Here is a 12,506-nt window from a genome sequence, read left to right as displayed (position 1 = left end):
CGAACCATGATTTTTACATGGACACCTCTTTCTTGCTTGCGGGCGGGGAAGAGGTTTTTTGTTAGAAAGAGGAGGTAAAATTATGTCGACAGAAGTTCAGATTCACGAGAAGCTCCCCCTTGCCCAAGCGATTCCCCTCGGTTTACAGCATGTCTTTGCCATGTTTGGCGCAACAGTTTTAGTTCCTTTTTTAACCGGTCTGAGTCCATCAGTAGCTCTCCTTTCCTCAGGAATCGGTACTATTATATTCTTATTACTGACCAAAAGCAGAGTTCCCGCCTATCTCGGTTCCTCATTTGCTTACATTGCTGCTTTAACCACCTTCGTTCAATCCGGTAACACTTCCGGAGCTATGGGCGGAGTTTTAGCAGTTGGCGTTGTGTATATCGTCCTCTATCTGCTGATGGCCGCTTTCGGAACACAATGGATTCATACTATTGTTCCCCCTATAGTAGCTGGGCCGGTCGTTGCCATTATCGGCTTAAGCCTGACTCCGGTAGCTGCCGATATGGCCTCCGGCAATTGGTATATCGCCGCTTTTACTTTAGCCGTTGCAGCTCTCCTTTCCGTTTATGCTAAAGGCTTTTTCAAGATTATTCCCATCTTAGTTGCAATCATTATCGGTTATATCGTTTCCGCGGGCATGGGACTTGTGGATTATGCACCTATTTTAGCCACTTTAAAGCCCGAAAAGTTTTTCCTCTTTCCCGTTCAGTTAGGAAGCGGCTTTCAACTGCCCAGCTTAGACAAAGCAGCCATCTTAGTAATGGCCCCCTTAGCCATGGTGACCATCATTGAGGATTTAGGACACATGATAGTTCTGGGCAACATCACTCATTCGGATCCTATTAAAAACCCGGGATTTCACAGAGTCCTCTTTGGTAACGGGTTAGCTACTGCCGTAGCCAGCTTTATCGGCGGCCCTCCTGTCACCACCTATGGTGAAAACATTGGAGTCTTAGCAGTAACAAGAGTATACAGCACTTTTAATATCTGGATTGCCGCCTTTCTGGCCATCGCCTTTAGTATGATTAACCCTTTACAAGCTGCTATCATGTCTATTCCTACAGCGGTAATGGGCGGAGTTTGTATACTCCTTTTCGGGATGATCGGCGCAGCAGGATTACGTACGCTTATCGAAGCTAAAATAGATTTTTCCGAAACAAAAAACCTCATTATTGCCTCAGTCATCTTTGCTCTCGGAATCGGACTTCCGGAACATAGCGTAGCCTGGGCTACTATTGTCGGAATAACCTTAAACCTCGTTTTGAGAGGACATTCCGAAAACCCCAGTGGTAAATTGAATAAGTAAACAATAGTTTAAAGGACGCGTAAGCGTCCTTTTTCTTTTGATCGAGAACAAAAAACTGGGGACACCATCACTATAAGTGGGTGTCCCCAGTCATATAACTTCTTCTTTAAAGTACTGGGAGATTAAGTGTCTGCATGGCCTTTTCCATAATCCCCTTATCTTGAACTCTGAGCACAACTAAGGCCTGCTCGTTCTCTTTCTCAACAAAGGCATACATGTATTCCACAACTACATCTTGTTGGACGAGCTGGTTTAGTACTTCAGCTAGCCCGCCTGTGCGGTCAGGAACCTTGAGCACCCAAACGGGGGTCAAAGAAACCACAACTTTTCGTTCGCGTAATTTAAGGGCAGTTCCTTCCGGATCATCTACGATGATTCTAAGCACTCCATAATCTTTGGTATCAGCTAATGACAAAGCCCGCAAATTAACCTTGCATTCCGCTAAAAGACTTATGACCTCCGCTAATCGTCCTTTAGCATTTTCTAAAAAAATCGATAATTGAAGCATTATTTTACCTCCTTATTTCGTTTATCGACAACCCTTACAGCTTTTCCCTCACTGCGCGGAATACTCTTAGGTTCAACAAGCCGAATACGTACAGAAATCCCCAGAACGTCTTCAATTCTCTTATGCAGGCGTTGTTGACGGGCCTCTAACTCGCGGACTTCGTCAAAAAAGCTGGTTTCGTTGACTTCTACTTGAACCTCTAGTTGATCCAAATTGCCAACTCGGTATACAACCAGCAAATAATGAGGTTCAAATCCTTCAAGAAGAATCGCTTCTTCAATTTGACTTGGGAAGACATTAACTCCACGGATAATCAGCATATCGTCCACTCGAGCGGAGACACGATCCATCGTCCAACCTACTTGCCCACAAGAACAGGTGCCATAATGCAAGGTTGTTAAATCTTTGGTTCGATAGCGCAGAACGGGAAAACCTTTTTTGTCTAAGCTAGTAATGACTAATTCTCCTCGTTCTCCAACAGCCAGCGGATTTCCTTCTTCATCGAGGATCTCCGGATAAAAATGTTCATCAATATGTAACCCCTTATGGGCAGGACACTCCATTGCTACACCAGGTCCCATAGTTTCACTAAGACCGTAAATATCGTAAGCTTTGATTCCGAGCCGTTGTTCGATTTCTTCCCTCATGCCTTCAGTCCAAGGCTCAGCACCAAAAACCCCAATTTTTAATTTCAGCTCATCCCGGGAAATACCTGATTCTTCGAGACTCTCTGCTAAATATAGGGCATAGGAAGGTGTACAGGCTAAAACAGTTGTGCCAAAATCCCGCATAAGCATAAGTTGGCGAGCGGTATTTCCCCCTGAGATGGGAACAACAATTGCTCCTAATTCTTCGCATCCATAGTGTAGTCCCATTCCACCGGTAAATAATCCGTATCCATAAGCAATTTGCACAACGTCCTTTTTAGTTACGCCTGCTCTTTTAAGACTATTAGCGACAATTCTAGCCCAAAGTGTGATGTCCTCGCGAGTATAACCTACAACTGTCGGCTTACCCGTTGTTCCAGAAGAGGCATGTAGTCGAACAATATTCTCCATCGGTTCTGCAAAAAGCCCAAAGGGATAATTCTTGCGCAGATCTTCTTTAGTAGTAAGGGGTAGTTTCTGAAAATCCTTAAGAGATTTAATATCTGTTGCACTCTTAATCCCTATCGCCCCATAGCTTTCTTGATAGTGCTGTATAGGCAAAACCATCTCTACCGTTTTTCGAAGTCCCTCCAGCCACTGTTCCTCTGTACGTTCCGTTTCCTGTGATACATTATTTGCTAAGTCCATAACCCCATCCCCTATTTCAATTTGTTTAAACTAAATATAGTTTCTATAACAGATATCATACTGAAACACAATTATATGATCTAATATACTACAGTTTCGAATATCATACCACCTATTTTTCCTCATGCCAAAGCCTCTAATGATTGGAAAATCTGTTTACAGGAATAGCATTTGAGAATAAAATTCAATTAGTGCATTCCATCATTAATGCCTTGAGGCAGACTCTACAACAAATCAATTTAGCAATCAAAATTATCCTATTCATGAGATGTCCACAAATTTTGGAGAGCAGATTGTATATATCCGCGTTCCCAAAAGCCTGGTAATCAATAATGGGCAGTACACAGATCAAATTCAAATGGTTGACCCCGTCGTTCAGTTTTAGCTGGTTCACTCTTTCTGACAGAACATAAAGGCAGGTGGATTAATACCACCTGCCTTTATATGCTATTTTATAGAGTCTTTTTCCTTCAGCAGCAACTTTGTACTGCCTATTGATTATTATTTCAAACCTGCCAGCTTTCTTAAGGCTTCGACTTTATCTGTTCTTTCCCAAGGAAGATCCAGATCAGTTCGGCCGAAATGACCGTAAGCAGCTGTTTGACGGTAAATGGGGCGTCGAAGATCTAAAGCTTTAATGATTCCTGCCGGTCTAAGGTCAAATGTTTGTTGTATAAACTCAACAATTTTTTCATCAGCAATTTTTCCAGTGCCAAAGGTCTCAACAGAGACTGATACAGGTCGAGCTACCCCGATTGCATAAGCAATTTGGATTTCGCAACGATCGGCTAAGCCTGCTGCAACTACGTTTTTTGCTACATAACGAGCCGCATAAGCCGCCGAACGATCAACTTTTGTGGGATCCTTACCAGAGAAAGCCCCTCCGCCATGACGGGCCATTCCACCGTAAGTGTCCACAATAATTTTTCGCCCGGTAAGTCCACAATCTCCTTGAGGACCTCCAATTACAAACCGTCCAGTCGGATTGATGAAATACTTGGTATCTTCGTTCAATAGTTCTTTAGGAACCGTTGGATAAACTACATATTGAAGCAAGTCTCTGCGGATTTGCTCATTCGTAACATCCGGGTGATGCTGAGTAGAGATTACAATCGTATCAACTCTAACCGGCTTATTATCCTCATATTCCACAGTAACCTGAGTTTTTCCGTCAGGACGCAGGTAGGTTAAATGATTAGATTTTCTCATTTCGCTTAATCTGCGGGCAAGGCGATGAGCCAAATCTATAGGAAGAGGCATATAGCTTTCTGTTTCATTGGTGGCATAGCCAAACATCATGCCTTGGTCGCCTGCTCCTATAGCATCAATATCAGTATCTGTCATTTCGCCATTCTTTGCTTCTAAAGCCTTATCGACACCCATGGCAATATCTGCAGATTGTTCTCCTATTGATGTCAATACTGCACAAGTATCCGCATCGAAACCGTATTTAGCACGAGTATAACCAACTTCACGAACTGTCTCGCGAACAACATGGGGAATATCCACATAACAAGAAGTCGTGATTTCTCCACTAACAAGAACTAATCCCGTTGTAACTGTGGTTTCACAAGCTACACGAGCATTGGGGTCTAAGGTATAAATGGCATCTAAGATGGCATCGGAAATCTGATCACAAATCTTATCAGGATGCCCCTCTGTTACAGATTCTGACGTAAATAATTTTTTAGCCAATTACTTCACTCCTTTGTTAACCGAGGAGATTGACAATCTCGTCAACGAGATTACGTGCAATCTCTAATTTGCTCATTTGAGGAAAATCTATTCTTCTTCCATCCGGAAAGAGAAAGCTGACAATATTTGTTGGACTTCCAAACCCAGCACCAGGTTTAGTAACATCGTTTGCTACAAGCAGGTCAACATTCTTCCTGTGCATTTTTTCTTGGGCATAAGCGAGAAGATTCTCAGTCTCAGCGGCAAATCCAATTAGAACCTGAGAGGTTTTCCTGCGCCCAAGTTCAGCTAATATATCAGGATTGGGAACCAGCTCAATCGTACGGTTAGTTCCATCCTTTTTAATCTTCTGCTCGGCGTTACTAGCTGGGCGGTAATCTGCAACCGCTGCAGCTTTAACAATAACATCCATGTTTAAGAAATTATCAAGAACCACATCGTGCATTTCAAGGGCTGTCTGCACAGAAACACGCTTAACACCCTTGGGTACCGGCAAATCTGTAGGTGCACTGACAAGAATAGTCTCTGCGCCAGCTTCCTGCATGGCTTGAGCTATAGCATACCCCATCCGCCCAGAACTACGATTACCCAGAAAACGAACTGGATCCAAGGGTTCTTGAGTCCCACCTGCTGTGACAAGCACTTTCTTTCCTTTTAAACGAGTAGACTCTAAAAAAAAGTACGTGATAGCTTCGACAATTTCAACCGGTTCGCTCATCCGACCTACACCTTCCGTGCCACAGGCCTGAAACCCGGTGCCGGGTCCAATAACCTTTATCCCGCGGCCTTTGAGCCGAGCAAGATTTTCTTGTGTCGCCGGATGATCATACATTGCCTGGTTCATTGCCGGGGCAACGAAAATCGGGGAACGGGTTGCTAAGAGCACAGTCGAAAGAAAATCATCAGCCAGCCCCATAGCCATTTTCGCGAGAATATTAGCGGTTGCAGGGGCGACGATGACTGTATCAACATGCTCTGCCAAAGCGATATGCTCAACGTTCCATAATTTTGGTTCGTCAAACATCTCCACATACACAGGATTTGTTGAGAGGCTGCGAAGAGTAAGAGGCGCAATAAATTCAGTGGCTGACTTAGTCATAGCAACATGGACTTCAGCGTTCAACTTACGTAGACGGCTAACCACTTCTGCAGCTTTATAAGCTGCAATTCCGCCGGAAATTCCAACGAGGATTTTTTTTCCTGTTAACATTGCACATTCAGTTCAGGATTACATTCGTAGTTGAGATGATTTTGAGAAATCTCTTCTAAAGAGATACTGACTGGTTTTACACCCTTGGCTAAATCCTCGTGCTTCGCTTCTTCCATTATCTGGCGCGCCCGTTTAGCGACTACAATAACTAGTGTATACTTGCTATCTACTTTACTCATTAGAATATCGAGTGAAGGTTGTTTCACTTAAATTCCTCCTTCAAAAACAAACGGTTTTCGTTTTACCCTGCATTTTTCTGCAACCAAAATACTTTTTAATTTATCAACAGCCTCGGGAACTTCATCATTAACGACAACATAATCATATTCACTTACATATTCAAGTTCATGTATGGCAGCGGCTAAGCGCTTTTGAATAACTTCCTCACTTTCAGTCCCCCGTTTGTGAATTCTCTCTGAAAGAGCGTCCATTGAGGGTGGAACAATAAATGTAAAAACTCCTTGAGGAAAACGCTTCTTAACTTGTAATGCTCCTTGAATCTCAATTTCCAAAATTACATCCTGCCCTGCTTGGATTGCTTGTTCAACTGCAAAACGCGGTGTTCCGTAGTAATTATCACAAAACTGGGCCCATTCCAACAGCTCATCTCTTTCAATCAGAGCTTCAAATTCTTCCCTCTGACGAAAGAAATAATGAATTCCATCAATTTCACCAGGCCGGGAATTCCGTGTGGTCATAGAGACGGAATACTTTAGGGTAGGGAGCTGACGGAGTAATTCTTGGCAAAGGGTTCCCTTTCCTGCCCCTGAAGGCCCGGAAAGGATAATTAATAATCCATGACTTTGTTCCACTACTCCACCCCTAATCCGTCGGGTCTTCGACATGGCTGCTCGACTCTTTAGCTGTAAGACGATGAGCCACAGTTTCAGGCTGAACTGCAGACAGAATTACATGATGGCTGTCACAGATAATCACTGCCCGGGTACGCCGACCATAAGTAGCGTCAATGAGCATGCCCGCATCACGAGCTTCTTGAATAATACGTTTGATTGGGGCGGATTCTGGACTAACAATCGAAATAATCCGATTGGCAGATACAATGTTACCAAATCCGATGTTTATGAGCTTAATGTCCAAGATGAATCCTCCATTACTCTAAATTTTGAACTTGCTCGCGTACTTTTTCCAGTTCACTTTTTACCTTAATCACTCTTTGACCAATCATTAAGTCATTGGCCTTTGATCCTATTGTATTAATTTCTCGGTTCATTTCTTGAACTAAAAAATCAAGTTTTCGTCCTGCCGGTTCCTCACTTCTCAAAGCCTCTCTGCTTTGGGCAAGATGGCTGTCAAATCGGATTAACTCTTCTGTGATTGACCCTCGATCTGCGAAGTAAGCAACTTCGTTTGCCAATCGAACACCATCTAACTCAACTTCACCTAAGAGGGCCTGAAGCCGTTCCTGTAAGCGTTCTTGGTAGTCTGTTACAACATATGGTGCACGCTCACCAATCGTGTGTAAATTTTCAGCAATAAGGTCTAACCTCTGCAAAAGATCTTGGGTTAATTTATCTCCTTCAGAACGCCGCATTTGCCCAAATCCATCGACTGCCTTAGACAGTGCTTCGAAACATGTCTGCCATAAAGCAGCGAGATCAATTTCAGGCTCTATCACCGTAAGAACCTCAGGAAAACTAACTAAACGATAAATATCTGTTTCATACTCCGTATGTAGCGCAAAGGCGAGATCTTTCAATGTCTTATCATACGACAGTGCCAAATCATTGTCAACCTTCACCAATCTCTTTCGTTCTTCTGTTTCCACCATATTAACATGCACTTCAATCCGACCGCGCTGGAAATTATCTTGTAATACTTTACGTATTCGTTCTTCAAAACTATTATAGTTTCGAGGTATCCGCACGACAATTTCTAAAAAACGATGATTAACGGATTTCAGCTCAAAGGATACTTGATAACCATTTCCACATGCTTCTCCCCGGCCAAATCCAGTCATGCTGTTAGACAAAGCCATCACTTCCTCTCTTACTCGATCCTCCAACTTTGTTTCCTAATTATATTGTTACCAAAAATCCCTTGTCTGCTACCTTCATATTTAAGGGGCAGTTAATATTTCAAAATTGCTGTCCTAATATAAAAGTACAGCAGGGGTAGATCCTGCTGCGCTTTTATTATAACACATGTCCTTTTATCTAAGAAATGGTTTTTCACCTCTAGGAAAATCATTTTCTTGTTTTCTTAAAGTCCTAACCATTCACCTTTAAAAACATAATTTCCCGGCCCCGTCATATAGACACGATTATCAAGTCCCCACTCAATCAATAGATCTCCGCCGGGCAAATGAACCGTAACGATACGCTCAGTCTGTTTATTAAGAATGGCAGCCACGACAGAGGCGCAAGCCCCAGTGCCACAGGCTAGTGTTGGTCCGGCACCGCGTTCCCATACCTTCATTGTTATTTCTTGAGGCGAGTTAATTTGAATAAATTCAACATTAGTTTTACGCGGAAAGAGTGAATGCTTTTCAATTGCTGGGCCCACTCTGTCAAAATCCAAAGCTGAAAAATCCTCCACAAAAATTACACAATGAGGATTCCCCATGGAAACAGCGGTAAATAAGTATTTTTGACCTAATACTTCAATTGTTTGTCCAACTACAGGTTCTCCTTCTCCCAAAACCGGAATAAGATCAGCCCGCAAAATTGGTTCCCCCATATCTACCTGTACTCCCTGAACCTGGCCCTCTTTAATAAAAAGCTTAAGCTTTAGGATACCAGCCCCAGTCTCGACGAGCATCGGGTCAGAGATAATTAACCCTTGATCAAAGATATAACGGGCAAAGCAACGTATACCATTGCCACACATCTCCGGTTCCGAACCGTCGGAATTAAAGATCCGCATTCTGGCGTCCGCGACCTTCGAAGGCAGTACCACTATTAAGCCGTCTCCACCTATCCCAAATTGACGGTGACAAAGTTTTCTGGCCAGTTCAGGATAATCTTCTGTCCCATCTTCATCTGAAACAGAGAAGCGATCAAGGAAAACAAAATCATTTCCCAGACCCTGCATTTTTATAAACTCCATTTCGTCCCCTCCCTAATTGTGTTCAGCTTCGTTATACGAACCATATTAAATATCAGCCCTCTTACCCTGAATATTAATCCACATCTGGAAATTAACCTTAGTCCATCTGAAGCCTAGAAGAACTTATCCAGGGACGTAGCAGCCCTTATCTCATCCTCACCGCTAAAGTTGTTCTGTGTAGTTTGCGGTTCGGCGAAAGCAACCTGCGCCGTTAAGCTTTTCTTTGGAGCAGGCGGCTTGGGCGAAACCCTCACCCGGGTTTCGTACTGGATGCTTTCGTACTTATAGAAGATAGGAGTCTTACGACTGGCAGCCTGGAATAAACTTCTATATATTACGTAATTCCCCCTAAAAGAATACTACGCCAACTGAAGTGGGTCAACCGCGTAAACCGGTTGACCCAAAATATCACTATCCTCTCATCCGCATCAAAGTGATCTCATTTTAGCACAAAGAAGTATGCTAAACGCCTTTGGTAGAGGAAAAGCCCTTGGTTGAGTATTTCATTTGTTTGATTACCCTTTAGCGATGACCGTTTTTCCCTGCCAACTATTCTTTAACAACCTGGCAAAACCGATCAAAACAGACGGTCCACCGGCTACACACAGAATAAGAATCCATTGCCAACTGACTAAAGGTGTGGTTTTAAAGATCACCTGTAAAGGAGCCACATATATTACGCTAAGCTGCATGATCGTGGAAATACAGACTGCTCCTACAAGATAGAGATTAGTAAAGATACCCACTTCAAAGATCCCTCGTTCTTCAGATCGACAATCAAAGACATGGAACAATTGAGAAAACACTAAAGTAGTAAAGGCCATTGTGCGGGCGCCTAACATATTAACGCCCATAAAAAGAGCAACTACGAAAACAAAGAGCGTTCCTAAACCAATGAATGTCCCTCTTACTGCAATCTTCGAAGCCAACCCGCGGGCAAAAATACTTTCGCCGGGTTTTCTCGGCGGTCGATTCATAATGCCTGGTTCAGAGCCGTCCACTCCTAAAGCCATAGCAGGCAGACCATCAGTGACTAGATTAACCCACAGAATCTGAATCGGAAGTAATGGAAGGGGTAACCCTACTAGAGTAGCCAAGAACATGGTTAGGACTTCTCCTAAGTTACAAGAAAGTAAATAGCGAATAAATTTTCGGATGTTATCATAAATACCACGCCCCTCTTCCACAGCGGCCACAATAGTTGCAAAGTTATCATCTCCTAAGACCATGGAAGAAGCTTCCTTGGTGACATCTGTCCCCGTCTTACCCATAGCTACACCAATATCAGCTTCCTTGACTGCCGGAGCATCATTGACCCCATCTCCCGTCATGGCGACAACTTGGCCTCGTTTTTTATAAGCACGGACAATTCTAAGTTTGTCCTTCGGGGTCACACGAGCAAACACTGAGATGTCCATTATACGTTCACTTAATTCCTGATCAGATGTTCTCTCAAGTTCTGTCCCGGATACTACCCCTCCATTTTCACCCCGCAAGATTCCTAACTCATGAGCAACTGCTTCAGCGGTTAAACGATGATCCCCCGTAATCATGACTGGCTTTATCCCGGCTTGTCGACAGACTCTGATGGCTTTAACAGCACTGGCACGGGGCGGATCAATCATTCCCAATAATCCAACAAACGTCAACCCTTGTTCTACACCTTCGTCAAGTGGTTCAGCGTCTGCCAAGGGTTTTTCAGCAACGGCAAGAACCCGAAGGGCATGCCTGGCCATCTCATCATTGGCTCTCATAATACTTCTCTTCCGTTCATTGGAAAGTTCTACGATCCCCTGACGAGTTAGTTCTTGCTGACAAAGTCGCAATACCATATCCGGTGCTCCTTTGACATAAGCCTTGCGTCCTTGTTTAGTTTCATAGACTACACTCATACGTTTTCGATCCGAATCAAAGGGCAGCTCGCCAATTCTCTTTTGTTTTCGCTCCAGAACTTCACGCCAAATTCCCGCTTTAGCAGCGGCCACCAAAATGGCACCTTCTGTGGGATCACCCTCAATCCCCCAGGGAGCATCCTTACCCTTAGAACGAAAGAGTCCGGCAACTTGCACCCCTTTCTTGGTGAGGGTAGCATTATTGCATAGTGCTGCAATTTTTAAAGCAGCATTAAGAGGATCCCGTTCTTTTTCCGGATCAGCCCCCTGGAACTCCCCTTTAGGGTCATACCCTTCCCCAGAAACAGAGATTCGTCGTCCATCTGAGTAGATCTGGCGCACTGTCATTTCGTTCTGAGTTAAAGTCCCTGTTTTATCTGAACAAATTACTGTTGCACACCCCAAGGTTTCAACAGCAGGAAGTTTGCGAATAATTGCCTGTCGTTTAACCATGCGCTGTACCCCTACAGCTAAGGCCACAGTGACAATAGCCGGTAACCCTTCCGGTATAGCTGCTACTGCTAGAGAGACTCCTGTGAAGAACATCTTATAGAAATCCTCTCCTCTTAAAATCCCCGTTACCACTACTGCTACACAGACTAAAAAACTGATTAATACCAACCATTTACCAAGTTCCGCCAAACGTTTTTGTAAAGGGGTTTCTTCGTCTTCCACACTTTGGATCATTCCAGCGATAACACCCATTTCAGTATCCATTCCAGTGGCTACAACAACCCCCGCTCCACGGCCATTAACAAGGGCCGTCCCCATATAGCCCATATTTTGACGGTCAGCCATGGGGGTGAACTCATCATGAAGGGGGGAAATACTTTTAGTCACAGGATGGGATTCCCCAGTCAGGGCAGACTCCTCAACTTGCATATTAACAGCTTGAATCCAGCGCACATCTGCAGGAATGCGATCCCCTGTATCAACAAGCACAATATCTCCCGGTACAACATCCGTTGCCGGAATCCTTTGTTCCATGCCTTCCCGTAGGACCCGGGCCTCGGGAGCAGTAAGTGAACGGAGAGATTCCATTGAACGTTCGGCGCGGAACTCTTGTACGAACCCTAAAATGGCATTAATTATGAGAATTGCTAAGATCGTGATTGCATCCGCGATCTCGCCTAAAAGTCCGGAGACTACTGTGGCCGCAAGTAAGACCAACACCATAAAGTCTTTAAACTGTCCAAGGAATAAAAACACAGGATGAGTCCCTTTTTTTACAGCCAGAACGTTTTTCCCCACCTCTTGTAACCGCCGCCGAACCTCTTTCAAATTTAACCCTTTAGCTGGATGCACATCCAACGCCTTAGCCACGTCCAGCCAAGGCAATACATGCCATGCCTGTTGCCGCATGCCCTTTTCCTCCTTTTGCTTTATAAACACCGATTAGAAGGAACTCCTACCTCAAATTATAGGTTAAGTAACAATTGAGAGGCTTTGTCCCTTTTATAGTACATGCTTATTCCTAAAGGTGTAGAAAAATGCCTCGTCCCAACAAGTGTGTTATACTAAAAAGTGA

11 protein-coding genes are annotated in these 12,506 nt (G+C 43.9%); 1 reads left to right on the top strand and 10 read right to left on the bottom strand.

What is annotated here, in order from left to right:
- The first annotated feature begins 82 nt into the window (after positions 1-82).
- Positions 83-1,312: a solute carrier family 23 protein gene (locus tag DP73_RS07470; protein WP_034598555.1), complete on the top strand. Its 1,230-nt coding sequence runs from the start codon at positions 83-85 to the stop codon at positions 1,310-1,312.
- Between the two features lie 106 nt (positions 1,313-1,418).
- Here DP73_RS07470 and DP73_RS07465 read toward each other — a convergent pair whose 3' ends face one another.
- The 10 genes from DP73_RS07465 to DP73_RS07420 all read right to left on the bottom strand — a co-directional run bounded on the left by DP73_RS07465 (position 1,419) and on the right by DP73_RS07420 (position 12,340).
- Positions 1,419-1,820, bottom strand: a complete 402-nt coding sequence (locus DP73_RS07465) for an amino acid-binding protein (RefSeq protein ID WP_034598553.1) — start codon at positions 1,818-1,820, stop codon at positions 1,419-1,421.
- Positions 1,820-3,115: a phenylacetate--CoA ligase gene (locus DP73_RS07460; protein ID WP_052090467.1), complete on the bottom strand. Its 1,296-nt coding sequence runs from the start codon at positions 3,113-3,115 to the stop codon at positions 1,820-1,822. The genes DP73_RS07465 and DP73_RS07460 overlap by 1 nt, the downstream gene beginning before the upstream one ends.
- 501 nt (positions 3,116-3,616) lie before the next feature.
- A complete protein-coding gene (gene metK / locus DP73_RS07455) occupies positions 3,617-4,810 on the bottom strand; it encodes a methionine adenosyltransferase (protein WP_034598552.1) in 1,194 nt (397 codons plus the stop codon).
- 16 nt (positions 4,811-4,826) lie between these two features.
- Complete coding sequence (gene coaBC, locus DP73_RS07450) at positions 4,827-6,020, bottom strand: bifunctional phosphopantothenoylcysteine decarboxylase/phosphopantothenate--cysteine ligase CoaBC (RefSeq protein WP_034598551.1); 1,194 nt, start codon at positions 6,018-6,020, stop codon at positions 4,827-4,829.
- On the bottom strand, positions 6,014-6,226 hold the full coding sequence (gene rpoZ, locus DP73_RS07445) for a DNA-directed RNA polymerase subunit omega (protein WP_034598550.1): 213 nt from the start codon (positions 6,224-6,226) through the stop codon (positions 6,014-6,016). Before rpoZ ends, coaBC begins: the two co-directional genes overlap by 7 nt.
- Positions 6,227-6,832 (bottom strand): guanylate kinase, encoded by a 606-nt coding sequence (gene gmk / locus DP73_RS07440; RefSeq protein ID WP_034598548.1) that lies wholly within the window; start codon positions 6,830-6,832, stop codon positions 6,227-6,229.
- A gap of 10 nt (positions 6,833-6,842) precedes the next feature.
- Positions 6,843-7,118, bottom strand: a complete 276-nt coding sequence (locus DP73_RS07435) for a DUF370 domain-containing protein (RefSeq protein ID WP_034598547.1) — start codon at positions 7,116-7,118, stop codon at positions 6,843-6,845.
- A gap of 13 nt (positions 7,119-7,131) precedes the next feature.
- Complete coding sequence (locus tag DP73_RS07430) at positions 7,132-8,010, bottom strand: YicC/YloC family endoribonuclease (protein ID WP_034598735.1); 879 nt, start codon at positions 8,008-8,010, stop codon at positions 7,132-7,134.
- 230 nt (positions 8,011-8,240) lie between these two features.
- A complete protein-coding gene (gene dapF, locus DP73_RS07425) occupies positions 8,241-9,086 on the bottom strand; it encodes a diaminopimelate epimerase (RefSeq protein ID WP_034598546.1) in 846 nt (281 codons plus the stop codon).
- A gap of 515 nt (positions 9,087-9,601) precedes the next feature.
- The gene (locus tag DP73_RS07420) at positions 9,602-12,340 is read right to left on the bottom strand and encodes a calcium-transporting P-type ATPase, PMR1-type (protein ID WP_034598545.1); all 2,739 of its coding nucleotides are present in this window, start codon (positions 12,338-12,340) and stop codon (positions 9,602-9,604) included.
- Positions 12,341-12,506: the final 166 nt, after the last annotated feature.

Origin of the sequence: Desulfosporosinus sp. HMP52 (assembly GCF_000765145.1) — a bacterium.
Classification (GTDB): domain Bacteria; phylum Bacillota; class Desulfitobacteriia; order Desulfitobacteriales; family Desulfitobacteriaceae; genus Desulfosporosinus.
Note: the sequence above shows the minus strand (reverse complement) of the source record. Positions and strands in the feature narration are given on the sequence as shown.

Excerpts from the sequence above, each read along its gene's own strand:
- DP73_RS07460 (WP_052090467.1), bottom strand. The coding sequence starts at position 3,115 with ATGGACTTAGCAAATAATGTATCACAGGAAACGGAACGTACAGAGGAA.
- coaBC (WP_034598551.1), bottom strand. The coding sequence starts at position 6,020 with ATGTTAACAGGAAAAAAAATCCTCGTTGGAATTTCCGGCGGAATTGCA.
- DP73_RS07470 (WP_034598555.1), top strand. The coding sequence starts at position 83 with ATGTCGACAGAAGTTCAGATTCACGAGAAGCTCCCCCTTGCCCAAGCG.
- DP73_RS07420 (WP_034598545.1), bottom strand. The coding sequence starts at position 12,340 with ATGCGGCAACAGGCATGGCATGTATTGCCTTGGCTGGACGTGGCTAAG.
- DP73_RS07465 (WP_034598553.1), bottom strand. The coding sequence starts at position 1,820 with ATGCTTCAATTATCGATTTTTTTAGAAAATGCTAAAGGACGATTAGCG.
- dapF (WP_034598546.1), bottom strand. The coding sequence starts at position 9,086 with ATGGAGTTTATAAAAATGCAGGGTCTGGGAAATGATTTTGTTTTCCTT.